The organism is Ekhidna sp. (assembly GCF_963691765.1).
Classification (GTDB): domain Bacteria; phylum Bacteroidota; class Bacteroidia; order Cytophagales; family Cyclobacteriaceae; genus Ekhidna.
The window spans coordinates 67,829-87,942 of record NZ_OY829375.1 but is presented as its reverse complement, the minus strand read 5'-3'; the positions used below and the strand labels follow the sequence as shown (position 1 = coordinate 87,942).

Genomic DNA, 20,114 nt, shown 5'->3' with positions numbered 1-20,114 from the left:
ATTAGTTTAAGTAGGTTCCTAAGTTATCTCCAGCGCCAATCATACGATTGACACGTTCCATATCTGCTTGAGTCTTTATCAAAGCTCCAATGCCTTCCAATCCTTGAATTTTTTCAACAGCCTCCTTAGGAGCATGATCACCCATGTATTTCAACCAGTTCAATATTTCTCTGGTTGTTGGAGAACGTTCAAGTCCAAGACGTCTAAGATGATAGAATACATCTAGGGCCACTTTCACCACTTTTTCATCTAGTCCAGGGTGATGCTTTTCCACAATCTTTTCCATTACATCCTTATCAGGAAAGTCAATGTAGTGGTAGATGCATCTTCCTTTAAATGCGGTTGGTAATTCTTGTTCTCTATTGGACGTTATAACAATTGCCGGCATATCTTCTTCAGATACTTCTATTACTTCGCCTGATTCGGGCATAATAAACTTCCTGTGGCTTAATGCATATAAGAGGTCATTCGGAAACTCTCTTGGAGCTTTATCTATTTCGTCTATTAGTAATACTGAGTTAGGCTTGCTATAAGCTGTAGCGGCAGGACCCTTCGCAACATAGTCCCTTAAGTTTTCAGGATTTCGATTTCCTGTTGAAAGTCTGCTTTCCAACCCCTTCTCTTCCCTTTGAGCATTCAAAATTTCAATTTGAGAATCTCTCAAATACTTCACATGGTCAAACCGTGCTACAAACTGCTCTACATTGCTTTTAGAACCAACTGGATAAACCTCAAGGTCGAGACCGCGATCTTTTGCATAGTGAATGGGGAGTTCTGTTTTTCCTGTGCCTGGCTCTCCTTCAATAAGTAGCGGCATGCCTAAGGTACGAGCCATGTGAAAAGCTTGTGCTAAATCTGGATCGCATAAATATTTTTCAGATCCAGTCCAATGTTTGGTTTCTGCCATAGTATCAAAACTACAAGTTATAATTTTAGTTCACCATCCTCATTCAATAGGCTCTCGAGCTTTGGATAGTTCTCTTTCATATTTTTTTCAATAAATGCTAGTGGAACATCCTCGAATGAACCATAATCTTCCAGGTATTCCATGAACTCTTCTCCATTGGTGCTGTACGCTTGGAATATTGAATCATTGTTCCCATCGAATTCTAGTGGCTCAACACCTGTCAGACGACAAAGCTCTTTATTGAATGCCGGAGTGGCCTTCACCCATTTGTCATCTAGAAATACATCTACCATTCCATGCGGAGTAAGTTCATTCGTTCCAAATTTTTCAGTTAGCCTTTCTACGGCAATATGATTTTTCACTTTGGCAAGATGGAGTTTTGCGGGTATGCCTAGGCCCCTTAGTCCTGCTATGTACAGTATCGATTTATCTATGCAGTGACCATGGTCTTTTTGAGCAATGTTACTCGCCTTTAAAGCGTCTTCTCTAAAAATAATATCATAGGGATCGTATCGCCATCCATCTCGAATCTTTAGATACAGACCTGCCGCTTTCTCTTTCTCCGAAAGTTCTGGTTTTTTAAATTCTTCAATCAGTTCTTGAATAATAGAAGTATTGTAATCAAAGAAGTACGTGCTTTTTATCGTCTCAGCCATAATGTATCAACCCTTCAATTTCATTAATCGTTCTGCAGCAGCCTCTATCGTGCTTTCTTGTTTTGCAAAGCATAGGCGTATCACTTTATCTCCCGGATCTTCAGTATAGAAGGGAGACATGGGTATTGCAGCAACTCCAATTTCTGTAGTCAAATATTTTGCAAACTCCCGATCAGGCATATCGCTTATAGATTCATAGCTATACGCTTGGAAGTATGTGCCTTTTGCTATTTTGGGTATCAATGGTGTATCAGCAAGTAGCTCATTCATGGTGTCTCTCTTCTTTTCAAAAAATGAAGGAAGGTATTCGTAATTTTTTGGATCCCCCAAATAATCTGCTATTGCAAATTGGACGAAGGAATTTGTACAGAACACATTCCATTGATGTACCGTTTTAAATTCACTAACCAAGTATTCAGGACCAACTACATACCCCATTTTCCATCCTGTAGCATGAAGTGTTTTACCGAATGAAAATGTTGCAATGGATTGCTCAAAAAGTCTTGGGAATCGCATGACGCTTTGATGCTGCTCCCCATCATAAATGAGATGCTCATACACTTCATCACTCAGTACAATGATTTTAGTATCGCTCACGATATCTTCTAATGCCTGCATGTCCTCCTTACTTAACACAGTGCCACTTGGGTTGTGAGGTGTATTGATAACGATCATCCGAGTTTTATCATTAACCATTCCTTTCACTTTATCCCAATCAATGGAATAGTCAGGATATGTCATTTGGTATGGCTTGACTATACCTCCAGACAATTGTATTTGGGGAGTGTAGCAATCGTATGCAGGCTCAAATATTATTACTTCATCTCCAGGGTTCACAAATGCCATTATTGCGGTATACAGCGCTTGTGTTGCTCCAGCTGTAACACAAATTTGTGATGATGGGTCGATTGGCATACCATATAACCGCTCCATTTTGGCGCTCAAAGTTTGATTAAGTTGGGGAAGACCAGCTAGCGGACAATACTGATTTTTACCTTCAGTAACATATTTTGCAACTAGCTCCTTTAATTTTTCATCACACTCAAAATCTGGGAATCCTTGCCCAAGGTTGATTGCCTTGTGCTCAGTTGCCAATTTTGACATGATCGTAAATATGTTAGTCCCTCCAGCTGGAAGTTTTGATTGAAAGTCTGCTTGATTTCCCATGTCTTCAAAAATAGAAGGGAAAAAAGGAGTATAAAAAAGATATTACCTAATCATATTTAATTCTTAGGGATGAGCATCTTTACTAGGCCTAAATAATCGCCAAAAAACTGTTGTAATTGAGGTAAGTCTGTAGAATTAATTTGCATGGTAAATATCTGTTTTGATTCCACATGATAAAACCCCACTGTATTATAACCCGGGAAAAAACCAGAGTGACCTATTAAAGTCCCAATTCCTGGGAAGTCATATTTGATTACACCCAAGCCGTAGCTCCCTTGAATTTCTGGGGCATCAATAAAGTTGAAATAATCATCTTTGAGGTATTCCATATTGAAAGCTTCGCCCGACATTATTGCATTTAACAACCTCGCATAATCTTGATTTCTATATGCATAACCTCCGCCGGTCCATTCAAATTGCATGTTATTTTGAGCAATTCCACCTACTAAGAATGGTGCCTTGAAACCCAAAGCATACTCCGAACCTTCAGTATAATAACCTTGGGCCATATCTGCGATGTTGTTACTCTTTGTTGGTGAGAAGCTTGAAATTTTGAGAGGTTTGAAAATTCTATTTTCAGCTTCCACATAAAAATCATTTCCAGTTACTCGTTCTATGATCATGCCCAGCAGTATATAGTTAGTGTCAGCGTAAGTGAAACCCTCACCTGCTTTAAATGGAGGCTCATCATCCAGTACATATGAAAGTAACTCTTCTGGCGTCCAGACTTTAGCAGGCACTTTTTTAAGATCCTCCAAGAAGGCTTCCTTAAACTCATATCTAACGATACCTGAACTATGATTCATTAGCTGTCGAATGGTGATTTCATGAGCGTTTGCAACCCTTTCAAACCAATCGTGTTGGCCTAAATAGTCTGGTACTTTATCATCAAGTTTTAGCTTTCCTTCATAAACCAACTGCATTACAATAGCAGAAACTACTGTCTTCCCCGTACTGCCTCCATGCAGTTTGTGAGAAGTTGTCATTTTGATTTGATTTTCTTTATCAGCCCAGCCGCTGGCAAAAGCCCGTACCTTATCGTTGGAGTCAATATATGTGAATACGATGCCTGGATAGTTGGCCTTTTTTTGAATACTATCCAAGGCATTCTGGATGTAATTAACTGTTTGAGCTAAACCGAAATATCCAGTCGATAAGAAAAATATGAAGAGTAATTTTTTCATGGTGAAAAGAGTTTGCTTCCTCAATTACCAGAAAATAACATGCTATGTCAAGTAATAACTAGATGAACGGTAGCTAAATCTAGCTTATCAATTAGCCAAGTAATCCTTTGCTTTTTCTTCGTCTTCGAAAGGAGTCACATTCGTGCCTGTAACCATGCTATACGCTCTAAGGAGTATTTTTTTAATCCCCCCAACACCGAGAATGGCCCTTTTCTCTGACTTACCATTAAATACAGTTTTGCCATAATGTTTTAGTTTGTCCATGACATCCGGATCAGTAAATGTACCACGCACATCAAGGAGGAGGTAGATCTTTTCGGTACTTTCTTCGTAGAATTTGGCCATTAAGTCAATGTCTTGCATGACAGTTTCTTTGGTTTTGATATCCTTGAAATTGACATGCAAAATTTTGCGACCTTGATGGTTAATGTATGAGACTGGCATTATGTTTTGTTAATGGTGGTAGAGTAAAAATATAACCATTAAATCTTAAAATCCCTTATAATGTTATGATAAAAATAATTCGTAAGTCACTTCAAAATTGACTTTCACTGCATAGGTATTGCTTTGTCTTTGATCCATACAATAGGATTTTGAATCCATTTAAATACGAAATGATCTAAAATCTTATAACACTAAATGAGATGTTTTTAATTTGCTGTGCATTGGGTATAATATAAATTATTAATCCAGCACTTACATCAAATTTTAGAATTCAAACCATCGATAGAAATGAGATTTTACCACCTTGTTATTATGCTAATTTTTTTGAGTTGTACTCAAGAATCGAATAAAGAAACAATACCAGTAAGAGAACATTCTGTACAATCAGTATTGTGGGTCCAAATGTCAAGTGAATACAAAGCTCAGTGCTATCAAGCATTTAACCTTGCTAAGTTATCTCTCGATAATTTTCTTATTAAAAATGCTGATTCGGATAAACCTTTAGCGATTGTTACTGATATAGATGAAACTGTTTTAAACAATAGTCCTTTCAATGCCAAAATGATCGAAATGGATATTGAATTTTCCAAAGATTTATGGTTTGAATGGGGTAGGAATGAAATTGCAGAAGCAATTCCTGGAGCACTTGAGTTTTTCAATTACGCCAAATCACGAAACGTTAAGATTTTTTATATATCCAATAGAGACAAATCTCAAATAAATGAAACTGCAGCTAATCTGGGGAAACTTGGTTTCCCGAATTCGGACCCTTCCTATTTACTTTTGAAAGATAGCACAAGTGAAAAGCAAGCTCGAAGAGATCTTGTGTTGAATGACCATAATGTTTTAATGTTTTTAGGTGATAATCTCTCAGATTTTTCAAGTCTTTTTGATGGTCTTGATAGAAGTGAATTTGTCGATAGCGTTAGATCAAAGTTTGGCTCTCAGTTTATTGTCTTACCAAATCCAATATATGGCGATTGGGAAACAAAAGAACTTTATGGTGGAAGATACAATTGGTCAAGTCAGCAGAAAGATTCTATTCGTAAGGCGAACTTGATATCATTTTGACTAATTAGGTTAATTCTTATGATAGACAGTTTTTTGGTTCTTATCTAGAAAAAAGAATTTCGAAAATGTCGATTAAAAAATAAAGCCTTATCAATTTGATAAGGCTTTTTAATAGTGGGCCCACCAGGGCTCGAACCTGGGACTTACTGATTATGAGTCAGTTACTCTAACCAACTGAGTTATAGGCCCTCACTTAATGTGATTGTTCCTTTTAAAAGGGAGCGCAATATTACATATTTGCCATTTAATAGCCAACCAATGTCAGACTTACTACAAGGCGTAGATGCCATAATTTTTGATTTCGGAAATGTACTCATAGATCTTGATTACCCTAGAGTGATTCGACGGTTTTCAGAAGTAGCAAATAAGAACACTCATGAAATAGAAGAAATGGTGGTAACTGCACCAGTGCTTCAGCAATTTGAAAGAGGTATGATTGGACCGGATGAGTTCAGAGCAGAAATAAATAAGCTGCTAGGGACTCAAATGGGAGAGAGGCAATTCGAGAGTATTTGGAATAGTATGTTGAAGTCTATCACCAAACAGCGTATGAACAAGGTGCTTAAAATTGGTGAAAAGTATAAGACGTTTATTTTGTCCAATACCAACGTAATCCATGAAATAGCCTATGAAGAGATGATCATGGAAGAAACGGGAAGGCCTAGCTTGAGGGATTTTGTAGATGATGTATACTACTCGCACGAAATAGGTCTTCGCAAACCGAACCTCAACTGCTACGAGTATGTTATAGACGAAATAGATAATTATCCATCAAGGATGCTGTTCTTAGATGATCGTCTTGACAATGTAGAAGGTGCTCAGAAAGCAGGGATGAAAGCAGTTCAAATCTTTGATGCAGATAGGCAGCTAAACGAAATTTTCGGGCTTGGATAGGCATTTAAAGACTAAACTTTTACAGCTAGGATTATTTATTCTAACCCTCATAACTACAACATTTGCGGGGGCAGAATGGACAATTGGTAAGTTCTTGATTGCAGGAATTTCCTGGGATGATTTTTTATTCGGATTTAACTTCTCGATTCCCTTTTTGTTAATTCTTACGGTCCATGAATTTGGACACTACTTTACTGCCCGCTATCATAAGATCAATGTAACGCTACCTTATTATATACCGATGTGGTTTGGCTTCATCGGAATGGCTTCTTTAGGGACAATGGGTGCATTTATCAGAATCAAGGAAAGTATTCTTAGTCGAGTGAAATATTTTGATGTGGGAGTATCTGGGCCAATTGCAGGATTTGTTGTCGCCATCATCTTATTGATATATGGATTTCGCACGTTGCCCGAGACAGAATATATATATGAAATACATCCCGAGTATGAAGTGTTTGGTGAGAATTTCGAAACAAGGATGCATAATCTTGATACGATAGTTCTTAAAAAGGATCTTAATCCCGACCGATTGTTATTTGAGGCACTTCCTGATACTATAAAGATAGGTAGGGAAGGAGCACTATTCTTTGGAGATAACATTTTGATGAATTTGGGTAGGAAATATTTGGCTCCAAATGATCGCTATGTTCCTAGTTCTCGAGAATTAATGCATTACCCCGTATTATTGGCCGCCTACCTTGCATTTTTCTTTACGGCTCTTAATCTGCTGCCTATTGGGCAACTAGATGGAGGTCATGTGCTTTTTGGTCTTTTCGGTGCTAAGAATCATTCCATCATCTCGAGAGTGTTATTCACTTGCTTTTTATTTTATGCAGGTTTGGGATGGGTTACTACTTCGGATTTGGTAAACACTTCTTTAGAAGGAATTGGCAATTTTATAATAAGCATAGCGGTGTATCTGGCTATTGTCTATTGGAGTGCTTATACCGTATTTGAAGAAAAGAAAAACAGATTACTATATGCGACTGTAATGCTTACTGTGCAGTTCTTTGTAGCTTCAATTTTTAAGATAGAGGGTTACACTGGGTGGTTACTTTTCTCTGTACTGATCGGAAGGTTTATTGGAGTAGACCATCCACAAGTAGTAGATAATAGTCCTCTGGATACGAAAAGAAAGGTGATAGGCTGGGTAGCACTTGTTATTTTCATACTATGTTTTAGTCCCCAGCCACTTGTAATTGAGGGGCTTTAGAGTTCGAGGTATGCAGTAATTCCTCCAAGCATGTTTCTTACATTACTATAGCCTTGGCTATTTAAGAATTTTTTTGCTTGACCTGATCTTCCACCAGATTTACAATGAACTACGATTTCCTGATCTTTCATTGATTCTATTTCAGAAAGTCTATTTGGAAGCTCTCCTAATGGAATTAATTGGGCGCCGATATTTCTTTCTTCATATTCCCATTCTTCTCTGACATCTATGAAGTTAAATTTTTCGCCACTTTCCAAACGCTCTTTTACTTGTTCTACTGTAATATCTTCATTCATTTTTTGATGATTTTTATGGTTTGATCTCCTTGTTTAGTGTGGATCGTTAGCAAATATAAACCTGCTTGTAAACTTGTAAAATCATGCGTCCTTTTTGCAATTTCTTTAAACCAGATTTTGCCCGAAAAATCAACCAGTGTAATCGCAGAGTAATCACTTTCAATACTAACTATTCCAGTTGTGGGATTGGGATATACTTTGGTAGTAAGATCTTCTTTATCTGCATTCAATGTAATATCACTTACATCTGCGAAAACAGGACGAATCATTAATGCTCCTTTTAATCTTACATTTTGTTCCCATTGACCAGTTCTATTTTCATAGATATGTTCTGCAGCCTCAGCGTTGCTTGCATCAAAACCGATACCTATATAATCGTTGATACTCTGTTCGTATCCTATATAGAATGTGTCAGATAATACTATAGGATTGGATAATTTGTAACGTGTAAACTCATCGATTTTCGTGGCGGTCATTACTGTGATATCCTGAGATCGGACAGGCTCTGAATTTAGGTTTCTAAATACTCTCAATTCTATGAGTGTTCCTGCACTGATAGGATCAATATTTGGGAAATGGATATCCACATGGGTCAGCGTGTCTTCTACTTCTAACCAATATTCTACAGCGACTTGTGCTCCATCAATGTTAGTACCTGCAGCATATTCAGCAGTTCCATCATCAAAGGCATAGTAGTTATGTAGCAAGTATTCTGTTCGTAGAGTATCATTGATTTTTAAATCAATCTGCGTTCCGTCTAAAAAAAGATCATCAGAATTTCCAAGGTATACCTCCGAAGATATGACAATCGAGTCTTCGTTAGGGATAGCAGAAAGGTCAAGTTCATCGAGGAGTATTATCCTGTCTTCAGTTACCCTAAGGGGATCAGGATTATTGATGAGAGGGTCTTTCCCGGCAAAAGAAACCATGTCAATCAATGAATTATCGTTTTCATTCCTTATTACCAGGACATAGTCTGTTGGCTGAAATCTGTCGTCTAGATTAAACGCTCTCACAGTCTGATCGCCACTAAACTCAGATTCATCCGCTTTGAACTGATTTGTTGGCATCGACTTAAATGGAGTAAGTGGAGAAGTAAGCTGTCCAGTAAGACCTCTATCTACATAATAAAGATCATCATTAAACCTATTTTCATTTAGATAAATCCAATCTAGGTGCCATGCATCAAATGGGCCATCCTTATCACCAAATGATTGAAACCGGAATGCAAACTTCTGTGTCAGGAATTGTGAGCTAACATGAACACTATCTTGAGTGAACACAGAATCTTGATCAGATTCCAATTCGCCACCGTCTTTCACCCATACGGTATTCCAAGGATTATTCTCATTTAAAGGATCATAAAACTGTAGTCTTAATGAGTCGCCAGCTTCTGGAATTTCTACATTTCCTCCGGCTTGCCAATAAAAAGAAAGAACAACGTTTGCCCTTCCCTGCAAGTCAATCGTATCAGATACAAGTTCATCCGCCAGGCCAATATCAGTACCAGCATGAAAAGCTCCATTTTCGTCCAAGCCATCGAATGTGACCACATTAAATGATGGTGGGTTAATTGCTAGCGTGGAATTAACAAACACATTTTTGCTTAGCTCATAATTCCATTGCCTGGTTGTGTCGGTGCCCCATATTCTTATGCTATCCGGAGAACCTGTTGTAATAGAAAAGTCGTCCCAAAATGGTAGGCTGGCATCGTTTACTACCTTCACACTTGAAGAGCGAGATTTGATAGCTTCATTTTTTACAATAGGCTTAACAGTAAGTTGTGCTACACCTAAATGGGTAAATAGAATCAGTATGACAATCAAAGATTTCCTCATTGATTGTCTAGAATAGTTGGTGTGTTGCTAATAGAGTCGGGTTTGTAAATCCAGATATCAATTGGATCGCCAATTTTAACTCTACGATCCGGTCTCGGATATTGTTGTTGTACTGTCCCAGGTGCTATTTCACGATACTCCAGAATTTCATTGCCTAGGGAATCGGGTGTACCAAATCCAGCCAGAGATTTATCTGTAATATTTACCTTACCAATTCTTAATCCAGAACCAATAATCGCAGTTTCTGCTTCTTCTTGTTCTAAACCGATAAGCCGTGGCGATTGAAATACTGTATTCCCATATCCATCACCTACTACCAAGTTGATAAATGATCCTTTCTCAATTCTTTCTCCTTCTAAGACAACTCTTCCATCCATTCTGGCCTCATGAACCACGCCGAAAAAGACATCAGGAACGTGCTTTACCGCTCCTAATTTTAGATCATATGATTTCAATACCATCATAGCACTTTTAAGCGATAAGTCTTCCACCTTAGGCATTCGTACTTTTGGAGGACTCTCTGCATTAAGGGTAACGTAGATTTTTCTATTTTCTTTCACTTTTGTATTGGGAGCAGGAACTTGTCTCAATACTGCCAATGGGGGATAGTCTGGTGAATAGCTTGAATCTGCAGTTGCTTCATATCTTAAGCTTCTCTTGCCTAGAAATTCATCTAGCTCGCTTATCGTCATTCCTTTGATATCAGGAACGGTGATAGTTTCACCATGGTTTGTAGTTATCGGAAGCCATACATAGAAGACTACTATGACGATTAGAAATGATCCTCCAATAATCGCACCTGCGTGCATCAAATAATCCTTAAAGCTGGTTGGTTTTAAAAATGACATAGACTTTTAATGAGAGGATAAACCTAAACAATTAGCGACTAATAAACAGTTTTTGAGAGGTTTCGAATCGACTACCTTCAATGCGCAAGAAATAAAGGCCTTCTTGATGTGGAGCTTGATATTCAATTATTTGATTTAGTGCATTTTCTATTTGTTCCTCAAAAATAATTCTTCCACTTATATCGATAAGCTTAATAGTCACCGATTCTTTTTGGGACAGATTAAATCCAACGTTGAAAAATGAGCTTGCAGGATTTGGATACGTACGAACAATATTTTCATATGTAGGTAATTCATTTGCTCTAATACTTATGTCGTCTATATACAGATCATTGCCGCCGCCTGGTGTAAATACGAATGCTATTCTGATATTTTCATCAAAGAAAAACGAATGAGATAAGTCAAGTCGGTACTCCTTCCAATCACTATCAGACAAAGGCATCCATTGCGATGTAGTTGTTGCAGAAGTCAAAGAATCCGAATTGGCATCTAAAAGTGTAATAGGATATGATTCTCCGCAATCGGTGGATAGGAGTACTTGAAGTCTGTCATTGAGTCCTTCCCTAGCACCATACGAAGCTCTAAAATAGAGACCAGCACTATCAAGCCCACCTGTATTTAATCGCGGACTTACAAACCAGCTGGGAAATCCTAATTCTGTGGTATTGTAGCCTCTAGCTCTTAAAGTTCTGTTTGTTTCTAACTGCTCCCTTGTAAATAAATTAGTTGAAGAAGATTCAGCTTTTATCCAATTATCAGATGATTCAAAATCAACGGTAAGCGGATATTCATCTTCAATAACATTTCTTTCCAGAGTGATTTCTATTTGATTATCCACTATTGATTCGTCTTTAATTCCATTGACAAGGGTAATTTCTACCCCGATATCATTGTCGCCTTGATTGAGATTGCCGGCGTTTAAAGAAACTGTTTCATAACCTTTAGATGATATATTGAGCCCCTCAAATTGCGTGAAAGTCGTATCTCCATTAATATGATATTTCACTTCAAATGAAGAAATGGTCTGTGAGCCTACATTTCTAATCCTTAGGTCTAATTCTGAAGATTCTGAACACGTCACCAAGGGCCCATTAAGACTTGTAGGTTTTATATCATTCTCTAACAAGTTGGTCTCAATGACACGTATATCATCTATATATATATTGTTCTTACTTCCATTAATTCCAATAAATGCAAATTGGACTCCATCAATATCTCTATAGTCTGTAATGCTAAGCAGTGTATCTACCCATTCTAATTGATTGGCAGGTGTAAAGTATGTTTCAGTTTCTGGTGCGGTTGCCAAATCTGGTCCAAAACTCGAAAATATAACATCAGGAAAAGTTTCACCGCAATCAATGCTTGCCTTCACCATTAATCCATCATAAAAAGCATTAGGCACATTGGCATGTGCATAGCTGAATTCCAAATCGCCGGATGGGAGACCTGTTAGGTCAAAAATCGGTGTTTTAAAAATGGTGGATTCACCAAACCACTCTGTGTTGTTATGAGCTTTGAAAACAAAAGCCTGATTTGTTGGGGTATTCTTGGGTGCGTTTAATGCTTCCCAAGGGTAAGCAACTCCGTTCAGTCCTATCACTGATGGGGTGCTTTCGAAGTCTTCCAAAAAAGGAAGGTTAGATGTACTCGTCGAGAATAGTTCCTTTAGAATTACGTCATTAGATGGATTGTCATCTGATGCGCCATTAACGTTCGTGATCTCAAATGTAACCTCAGCTGGTATTGAGGATACAGATTTGGTTGGAAATGTAACTGTATCGGATGCTAGAGGTTGTAGTGTGGTTAAAATGACTTGTGGGCTACCACTTGGATTTCCATTTATATACAATTGAACTTCATAAGAGCTGATTTCTGTTGTTCCATGATTTTCAACCTGCAATATTGGAATAACATTATTGCTGCATTCTGTGTTAGCAGGGCTAATGACATTTACAGCCGCTAAATCTGTATCTGATTTGCCAGGTTCAGTCAGACCTGGTGAAGTGACCAAGGATAGTCGGTTTGGTGCATTATCCATTACGGTTCTCATTCTTGTTTTTTGTCCCAGTGTAAACAAGTTCATACAAATATCATCAGTGTAGTCCATGAAATTTTGAAACATCTCTGGCTCACCAGCAACACAAACTTCATTATCATCAGGATTGGGGAATGTACATGGTGAGGTATAATCTCCATTGTCCGTATTAGCAAGTGGTGTGTCAGCTACAAAGTCGTCAACCGTGCAGTTCCCATCACCCCATATGTGTCTTAAACCAAGCCAATGTCCCACCTCATGCGTCAAGGTTCTACCGTAACTGTCGAAAGTAGGAGTGGAGAGGTTTACCCCGAAGTATTCAAAATCAACAAGTACACCATCAAACTTATAATCTCCACTATCATTGATGATCCCATCTAAATCTGAAATCGGGAATGAGGCGTATCCGATAAAAGTTTGAAGATCAAGAAGGTAAATGTTTAAATAATGTTCTGCGGGCCAATAGCTTTCTGATCTTAATAGAGGTCGATCAGAGTTTGCTCTATAGACATCTTTAGATCCTTGGAGTCTAACAATCCCATTGGTAGGGTTTCCTGAAGGATCCTGTTTCGCTAGAATAAACTCAATTTCTACATCAGCAGCCACATCTTCAAAAGCTGAAGGTGTATTGACTGCATCAGCATTTTGCCGTCTAAAGTCAGCGGTAAGGGAGTCTATTTGAGCTCTTATTCGTTCTTCGGAGAGGTTAACTCCAGACCCTACAGTTTCACCTTTATGAAATACATGGACTACAACCGGTATTTGGTAAAGTACTGCCTGGGAAGATCTGGATTTTCTTTCCGCTATTTTGTTGCTCATCCAACTTTCGAAAGCACCCGTTGACGGTGCCACCGTGCCACACCTTTCTTGAGAGTAGGTGTTAAATGTTAATAGAACAATTAAAATAGCTAACCCAATCCGCATGGGCTCATTAGTTAGCAAAAGGAAGCTTTGCGTTTGGATCGTCTGGAGCGGTGATATTGACTGCATGTACACTTTTTATTTCAGGTACCTCCCGCTTAATTGCCTCTTCTACTCCCGCTTTTAAAGTCATTGTAGACATGGGGCATGAGCCGCAGTTACCCATCAGTTCTAGTATAACATTCATATCACTATCTACCTCTAGTACTTTTACATCTCCGCCGTCAGCTTCGAGGTAAGGACGTATGGTGTTTAAAGCTTTTTCTACTTTTTTTACTAATTCTGACATATGCTAAACGGTAACTTCTACTTTTTTAGTCTCTTCTTGGGTTGCATTTCTAATTGCTACTTGCTGTGCTACACTTTCAGCCAATTGTGTGAATGCATTGGATATTTCACCTTCTTTCATTGCAGCAGGATAACCATTATCCCCACTTTCCCGAATCGATTGAACTATCGGAATATGTCCAAGCAATTCAACTTTATTTTTTTCAGCTAGATTTTTACCTCCACCTTCTCCAAAGATAAAGTATTTATTGTCAGGGAGTTCTTCAGGAGTAAACCAAGCCATATTTTCTACCAATCCTAAGATTGGAACATTAATTTGAGGTTGTTTGAACATCGAAATGCCCTTTTGTGCATCAGCTAATGCTACTTTTTGCGGTGTTGTGACTACTAGGGCCCCCGTAACTGGCACTGCTTGAACCAGTGTAAGGTGAATATCACTAGTTCCTGGTGGTAAATCGATCAATAGGTAATCTAAATCGCCCCATTTCGCATCTGAAATAAATTGCCTCAATGCAGAACTGGCCATCGGGCCGCGCCACACAACTGCATCTTCACTATTAGTCAGAAAACCAATGGACAATAGTTTGACGCCATACTGTAGAATTGGAACGATCTTATTTTTGCCATCTTCTTGAACAATTCCTGGTTGTTCATATTCACAGTTGAACATTGTAGGAATAGATGGGCCATAGATATCTGCATCAATTAGACCTACATCAGCACCGGACTTTGCTAATGCAACTGCAAGGTTTGAAGCTACTGTAGACTTACCAACACCACCTTTCCCAGAGGAAATAGCAATAATATTCTTAACTCCAGGTAATACCGGACCCTCATCCCTTTTGGTAGTGACATTGGAGGTCATGTTGATTATTAGTTTTACTTCATCACCTAGGTGCTTCCGAATCTTATCTTCGCAGTCTTTTTTAATAACTTCCTTTAGTGGGCAGGCAGGTGTTGTGAGAACAACATCAAATGCAGCTTTATTTGAATCAATATGGATATTCTGAATCATTCCAAGTGATACTAGATCCTTTTTTAAATCAGGATCAATCACTTCGCTAAGTGCTTTTAAGAGGTTTTCTTTTGTTAAATCCATTGGTGCCGCAATTTAAGATTTATCCGTTATTAATTCACTTATTGCCTTCATTACAAACCAATAAATGTCGTCTTCGGTTCTATTGCTTTACTAAATAAATTACATGCACATTTGTTTTCTAGACGCAACCATTTTATTGAAATTGGTCGTTACTCTTTTCAAGAGTGGGAAAGTAATTTAACTGCTGAATTACTATCTTATAATGAAGTAATTTTGCACTCCCAATTTTGTTATGATTCATCCGTCTACCATTGAAGAAGTAAAAAACCGTATCGACATAGTCGAGGTAGTTGGGGATTTTGTAACCTTAAAAAGATCAGGGTCAAGTTTCAAAGCGTTGAGCCCATTTAGTAATGAGAAAACCCCCTCATTTTACGTAGTTCCTTCTAAGGGTATTTATAAGGATTTTAGCTCAGGAAAAGGTGGAGACGCAATCTCTTTTGTTATGGAGGTAGATGGCCTTAGCTACATTGAGGCAATCAAATACCTTGCAGGGAAGTATGGGATTGAAATTCAGGAAGAAGAACAGTCGGATGAAGCACTTTTGGCTCAAAATAAGCGTGAAAGTTTATTTATCGTTTTAAACTATGCGAAAGAATACTTTGAAGACGTTTTGCATAATTCCGATGAAGGAAAATCTATCGGACTTTCATATTTCAAAGAGCGAGGTTTCACGGAAGAGACCATTAAGAAGTTTGAATTAGGCTATTCACGTGAATTGTGGGACGGATTGCTCAATGAAGCAACAAAAAAAGGGTATCAGAAGGAGTTATTGGCAGAGGCCGGTTTAATCATCGATAAGGAAGGGAAAACTTACGATCGTTTTAGAAGTCGTGTCATGTTTCCTATTCATAATGTTTCTGGTAAGACCATTGCTTTTGGAGGTAGGAAGCTATCAAGTACAGATAAGTCTGCTAAATACATAAATAGCCCTGAGACTGAGCTTTACTTTAAAAGCAAAGTCCTATACGGTATGTATCAGGGCAAGAATGCGATACGAAAAGATGACAACTGCTACTTAGTAGAAGGGTATACTGATGTGATTTCAATGCATCAGGCCGGCATCGAGAATGTGGTGTCATCTTCAGGTACTGCACTTACCGAAGATCAAGTAAAGCTGATTCGTCGATATAGCGAAAATGTTACAGTCATTTTTGATGGGGATCAAGCAGGTATAAAAGCTTCCATGAGAGGTATTGATTTACTTCTTGAAGGGGATTTAAATGTACGGGCTGTTGCGTTACCAGAGGGTGAGGATCCGGATAGTTACGCAAAGCAATTAGGTGCAGCTGGATTCAGAGATTACGTAGCTGAGGAAGCTCAAGATATCATCCGTTTCAAAACCAAAGTGTTACTGGATGAAACGGGTAATGATCCTATTGCTAAAGCTGGAGTAATCAAAGACATTGTATCTAGCATCACTAAGATCACTGATCCTGTAAAGCGTACAGTGTATATCAAGGAGTGTAGTGATTTGCTAGGTATTGCTGAGTCTGTGCTAATTGCAGAACAAAATAAAATTCTGATTCAGAATCGAAAGAATCAGAAACAAGATATGCCACCTCTTCCTGATGAAATGCCCCCATTTCCGATGGAAGAAGAAGATCTTACGGATAGGCTTGATATTAGTAAGATTATTGAATTTCAGGAAAGAGAAAGTGTTAGAGTATTGGTCAACTATGGTAAGAATAAAATTCAAACACGCGAACTTCAAGATCAATATCTGATCGATTATTTTCTGAACGAAGCGGACGAAATTCAGTTTACCAATAAGACTTACAGAAAGATTGTAGAGGTTTTTCAAGAGAAACTTAGAGAAGGAGAGGTTATTGATGGGGAGTATTTACTAAATCATGAAGATGAGGATGTAAGAAAAACCGTGATCGACTTAAGTGCAGATAAGTATGAAATAAGTGAGAATTGGAGTGAAAAATATCAAATTTATGTTCCGAGAGAACGTGAGTTTTTAAAAGACGTGACTTACTCCAACGTGTTGAGATTGAAGTTTCGAATCGTGCAACAACTCATTGAGGAGGAAACTGAAAAATTGAAACATGTAACTGAGGAATCAGAAGTTGATGAACTTTTAGATGACATAAATGAGTTGAAGAAAGTGTCAGTAGAAATAGCTAAAATATTAGGAAACGTATTAGTAGGATAAGATGCTAGATAAAATAGAAGATGCCATAGAGGCGATAAAAAACGGAGAAGTAATCATTGTGGTAGATGATGAAGATAGAGAGAACGAAGGGGATTTCATCTGTGCCGCAGAAAAGGTAACACCCGATATTATCAATTTTATGTCCAAAGAGGGTAGAGGACTTATTTGTGCATCAATTTTGGAAGATAGATGCCAGGAATTGGATCTTGATTTAATGGTTGGGAAGAATACTGCAACATTCGAGACTCCATTTACTGTGTCTGTCGATCTAATTGGTCATGGAACAACTACTGGGATATCTACTTCTGATAGAGCCAAAACAATCCAAGCGTTAGTTGATTCAAAAACTACGCCTGAAGATTTAGGTAGACCCGGTCATATTTTTCCTTTAAAAGCAAAACATGGAGGGGTTTTACGAAGAGCAGGACATACAGAAGCCGCAGTTGATTTTTCAAGGTTAGCAGGCCTTACGCCTGGCGGAGTTTTGGTTGAAATTTTGAAGGATGATGGAACCATGGCCAGACTTCCTGACTGTAGAAAGATTGCCGATAAGTTTGGATTGAAGCTCGTTTCTATTGCAGATTTGATCGAATATCGAATGGAAACGGAGTCTATGATTGCCGAAGAAATAGAGGTTAATATGCCTACAAACTGGGGGGATTTTCAATTGAAAGCGTTTAAACAATTAAACACTGGCGAAGAACATCTAGCATTAGTAAAAGGCGCATGGGAAAAGAATGAGCCTGTAATGGTACGTGTTCACAGCTCATGTGTTACCGGTGATATATTTGGATCTTGCCGATGCGATTGCGGAGGACAACTTCATGGAGCAATGAAAATGGTTGAGGAAGAAGGTAAAGGTGTGGTTCTTTATATGAATCAGGAAGGGAGAGGAATAGGACTAATGAACAAACTAAAAGCCTATAAACTACAAGAAGAGGGTAAGGACACTGTAGAGGCGAACCTTGAACTAGGCTTTAAATCTGATCAGAGAGACTATGGCGTTGGGGCACAAATTTTAAGAAAATTGGGGGTCACAAAGTTGAGGTTGATTACCAATAACCCTAAAAAAAGGGTAGGTTTGATGGGCTATGGATTAGAAATTGTTGAAAACATTGGTATTGAGATTGCACCTAATCAACACAATCAAAAGTATCTTGAAACCAAGAGAGATAAGCTAGGACACGAAATCTTAAAATGAGAAATTCATTCGCTTTTATTTTAATTTTCTTATCACTAGGAGTTACCGCCCAGACCTTCTCTTACGAGTTGTTTCACGAAGGCTTTATGGTAACTACTGAAAAGGATACGATTAAGGGAGACTTAAAATATGATTTGGAAGCCAATCTTCTTACCGTAATTCACAATGGGAGAACTAAATCTTTTTCTAGTCATAAAGTATTCTATTTTGAGATCTTTGATAATATCCTGAATAATTATCGTCAATTCTATAGTGTTCCATATACTGTCAATATTGGCTATAAAATCCCTGTCTTTTTCGAGCTTGTCTATGAAGGTAAACTCTCATTATTGACACGTGAACGAATTGTAGCTCAGACCATTAATAATTCCTCCGCCTACTGGGGAGGAGGAAATAGTACACAGCTTGTAATTGAATATTCCTTTTACTTCATGGATAGTGAAGGGGTCATTACCTATTTTGGAGGCAAAAAGAAAGAGCTTCTAAATTTCATGAATAAGAAGCAAGTTGACATAAAGAAATTCATAAAAGACAATAAGCTGGATACTGATGAGCTTGCTGATCTTGTACGTATCACCGCATTTTATAATTCAATTTAAATTATGGCAAAACCCTTGATTCTGGTAAGTAATGATGATGGTATTACTTCCAGAGGTATTCGAAAGCTAGTAGATGTAGTAAAAGAATTGGGAGAAGTCATTGTTGTGGCACCTGATAGTCCTCAATCAGGAATGGGGCATGCAATTACAGTAGGAGATACCCTTCGGATTACCAAGAATGACATTTTTGGGGACATAGAAGCATACGAATGTAGCGGTACACCCGCTGACTGTATCAAGTTGGCTAAACATTATGTACTGAAAGGTCGGAAGATAGATCTTGTTGTTTCCGGTGTAAATCACGGTAGTAATAGTTCCATCAGCGTTTTGTATTCCGGGACAATGAGTGCTGCAATCGAAGGGGCAATTGAAGGAGTACCTTCAATTGGTTTTTCATTATGTGATTATGATCCAGCAGCGTATATGGATCATATTGATGTTTACATTAAGAAAGTAACGCAAGAGGCACTCAAAAATGGGATCCCAAAAGGTATAGCGCTAAATGTGAATTTCCCTGTACATCAAAATGAAGCAATCAAAGGCATTAAAGTATGCAGGCAAGCAAATGCCAATTGGGAAGAGGATTTTGATGAAAGAAAAGATCCTTACGGACGAACTTATTTTTGGATGGTTGGGAATTTCGTTAACCACGACAAGAGTGAGGATAACGATGAATGGGCACTTGCTAATAATTATGTCTCTATTGTGCCTTGTCAATTTGATATGACCGGGTATAATGCCATCAGTCAAGTTAACGATAATTGGGATCTAGATACCTAAAAACTTCCTTATCATCTCGAATTTGGGTGGTTCGTAAGTTTGATTTTTCGATTTGGAAAGAGTGAATTGTTTTATTCTGCTTGACTCTTGAGGATTCAAATACTATCAATCCAGCAACCGTAGTTAGAAGCCCTAGGAATCCATTCATTATTCCTTCAATATCTCCTTCGTGATGATCATTTCTTGGTTTCATGGCATTCGTAATAACAATGGAAGAACCTATAGCCATAATTACACCGCCAACCATTTTTCCTTTCTGTGTTTTTCTGAATTTGATATGAGTTTCATTTTCCTCATCCAAGCTGAGTATTATATTTTTAATCTCATTTTTTGATAACGTATCAATATTTTGCATATACTGTGATGATACTGAAAAAGATATAGCTATAGTGAGAAAAAAGATGGATGCTTTTAGCATGATTTAGAAAAGGTTGATTTAATAATATGTGTTAAATCTGAGGTTGCTCCCCCAATTATTCAAAATATTTTTTTAAGAGCTTAGGCGCTTGTTA

At 38.0% G+C, this 20,114-nt stretch carries 19 protein-coding genes and 1 tRNA gene; 7 read left to right on the top strand and 13 right to left on the bottom strand.

What is annotated here, in order from left to right:
• Position 1: 1 nt before the first annotated feature.
• The 5 genes from ACY650_RS00455 to ACY650_RS00435 form a co-directional block, all read right to left on the bottom strand.
• On the bottom strand, positions 2–907 hold the full coding sequence (locus tag ACY650_RS00455) for an AAA family ATPase (RefSeq protein WP_462250624.1): 906 nt from the start codon (positions 905–907) through the stop codon (positions 2–4).
• 17 nt (positions 908–924) lie between these two features.
• Positions 925–1,563: a transglutaminase-like domain-containing protein gene (locus ACY650_RS00450; RefSeq protein ID WP_462250622.1), complete on the bottom strand. Its 639-nt coding sequence runs from the start codon at positions 1,561–1,563 to the stop codon at positions 925–927.
• Between the two features lie 6 nt (positions 1,564–1,569).
• Entirely contained in the window at positions 1,570–2,730 is a 1,161-nt protein-coding gene (locus ACY650_RS00445; RefSeq protein ID WP_462250620.1) for a methionine aminotransferase, read from the bottom strand.
• Positions 2,731–2,786: 56 nt separating this feature from the next.
• The gene (locus tag ACY650_RS00440) at positions 2,787–3,914 is read right to left on the bottom strand and encodes a serine hydrolase domain-containing protein (RefSeq protein WP_462250618.1); all 1,128 of its coding nucleotides are present in this window, start codon (positions 3,912–3,914) and stop codon (positions 2,787–2,789) included.
• A gap of 87 nt (positions 3,915–4,001) precedes the next feature.
• The gene (locus ACY650_RS00435; protein WP_462250616.1) at positions 4,002–4,358 is read right to left on the bottom strand and encodes a hypothetical protein; all 357 of its coding nucleotides are present in this window, start codon (positions 4,356–4,358) and stop codon (positions 4,002–4,004) included.
• A 288-nt stretch (positions 4,359–4,646) separates the two neighbouring features.
• Here ACY650_RS00435 and ACY650_RS00430 point away from each other — a divergent pair, with 288 nt between their 5' ends.
• Positions 4,647–5,429, top strand: coding sequence for a 5'-nucleotidase, lipoprotein e(P4) family (locus tag ACY650_RS00430; RefSeq protein ID WP_462250614.1), 783 nt, complete (start codon positions 4,647–4,649; stop codon positions 5,427–5,429).
• A 115-nt stretch (positions 5,430–5,544) separates the two neighbouring features.
• Here the strand turns inward: ACY650_RS00430 and ACY650_RS00425 are convergent.
• Positions 5,545–5,618: transfer RNA gene (locus ACY650_RS00425), tRNA-Ile, on the bottom strand.
• A gap of 69 nt (positions 5,619–5,687) precedes the next feature.
• Between ACY650_RS00425 and ACY650_RS00420 the strand changes: the two genes are divergently transcribed.
• Together ACY650_RS00420 and ACY650_RS00415 are read left to right on the top strand one after the other, a co-directional pair.
• A complete protein-coding gene (locus ACY650_RS00420) occupies positions 5,688–6,323 on the top strand; it encodes an HAD family hydrolase (RefSeq protein WP_462250612.1) in 636 nt (211 codons plus the stop codon).
• Complete coding sequence (locus ACY650_RS00415) at positions 6,316–7,536, top strand: site-2 protease family protein (RefSeq protein ID WP_462250610.1); 1,221 nt, start codon at positions 6,316–6,318, stop codon at positions 7,534–7,536. The genes ACY650_RS00420 and ACY650_RS00415 overlap by 8 nt, the downstream gene beginning before the upstream one ends.
• Here the strand turns inward: ACY650_RS00415 and ACY650_RS00410 are convergent.
• The 6 genes from ACY650_RS00410 to ACY650_RS00385 are packed head-to-tail and all read right to left on the bottom strand — an operon-like array spanning position 7,533 to position 14,861.
• Positions 7,533–7,832, bottom strand: a complete 300-nt coding sequence (locus ACY650_RS00410; protein WP_462250608.1) for a rhodanese-like domain-containing protein — start codon at positions 7,830–7,832, stop codon at positions 7,533–7,535. The genes ACY650_RS00415 and ACY650_RS00410 overlap by 4 nt on opposite strands.
• On the bottom strand, positions 7,829–9,670 hold the full coding sequence (locus ACY650_RS00405) for a T9SS type A sorting domain-containing protein (RefSeq protein WP_462250606.1): 1,842 nt from the start codon (positions 9,668–9,670) through the stop codon (positions 7,829–7,831). The genes ACY650_RS00410 and ACY650_RS00405 overlap by 4 nt, the downstream gene beginning before the upstream one ends.
• Positions 9,667–10,518, bottom strand: a complete 852-nt coding sequence (locus tag ACY650_RS00400; protein ID WP_462250604.1) for a PASTA domain-containing protein — start codon at positions 10,516–10,518, stop codon at positions 9,667–9,669. Before ACY650_RS00400 ends, ACY650_RS00405 begins: the two co-directional genes overlap by 4 nt.
• Before the next feature lie 31 nt (positions 10,519–10,549).
• Positions 10,550–13,477 (bottom strand): choice-of-anchor J domain-containing protein, encoded by a 2,928-nt coding sequence (locus ACY650_RS00395; protein ID WP_462250602.1) that lies wholly within the window; start codon positions 13,475–13,477, stop codon positions 10,550–10,552.
• 7 nt (positions 13,478–13,484) lie between these two features.
• The gene (locus tag ACY650_RS00390; protein WP_462250600.1) at positions 13,485–13,763 is read right to left on the bottom strand and encodes a NifU family protein; all 279 of its coding nucleotides are present in this window, start codon (positions 13,761–13,763) and stop codon (positions 13,485–13,487) included.
• A gap of 3 nt (positions 13,764–13,766) precedes the next feature.
• Positions 13,767–14,861, bottom strand: coding sequence for an Mrp/NBP35 family ATP-binding protein (locus ACY650_RS00385; RefSeq protein ID WP_462250598.1), 1,095 nt, complete (start codon positions 14,859–14,861; stop codon positions 13,767–13,769).
• A 232-nt stretch (positions 14,862–15,093) separates the two neighbouring features.
• On the opposite strand from ACY650_RS00385, the gene dnaG reads away from it, so the two are divergent.
• Genes dnaG through surE form a run of 4 tightly spaced genes read left to right on the top strand, consistent with a single transcriptional unit; the run spans position 15,094 to position 19,602 of the window.
• Positions 15,094–17,022, top strand: a complete 1,929-nt coding sequence (gene dnaG, locus ACY650_RS00380) for a DNA primase (protein ID WP_462250596.1) — start codon at positions 15,094–15,096, stop codon at positions 17,020–17,022.
• Between the two features lies 1 nt (position 17,023).
• On the top strand, positions 17,024–18,223 hold the full coding sequence (locus ACY650_RS00375; RefSeq protein WP_462250594.1) for a bifunctional 3,4-dihydroxy-2-butanone-4-phosphate synthase/GTP cyclohydrolase II: 1,200 nt from the start codon (positions 17,024–17,026) through the stop codon (positions 18,221–18,223).
• Positions 18,220–18,822, top strand: a complete 603-nt coding sequence (locus ACY650_RS00370) for a hypothetical protein (protein ID WP_462250592.1) — start codon at positions 18,220–18,222, stop codon at positions 18,820–18,822. Before ACY650_RS00375 ends, ACY650_RS00370 begins: the two co-directional genes overlap by 4 nt.
• Positions 18,823–18,825: 3 nt before the next feature.
• Complete coding sequence (gene surE / locus ACY650_RS00365; protein WP_462250590.1) at positions 18,826–19,602, top strand: 5'/3'-nucleotidase SurE; 777 nt, start codon at positions 18,826–18,828, stop codon at positions 19,600–19,602.
• Here the strand turns inward: surE and ACY650_RS00360 are convergent.
• Complete coding sequence (locus ACY650_RS00360; protein ID WP_462250588.1) at positions 19,574–20,020, bottom strand: hypothetical protein; 447 nt, start codon at positions 20,018–20,020, stop codon at positions 19,574–19,576. The genes surE and ACY650_RS00360 overlap by 29 nt on opposite strands.
• Between the last annotated feature and the right edge of the window lie 94 nt (positions 20,021–20,114).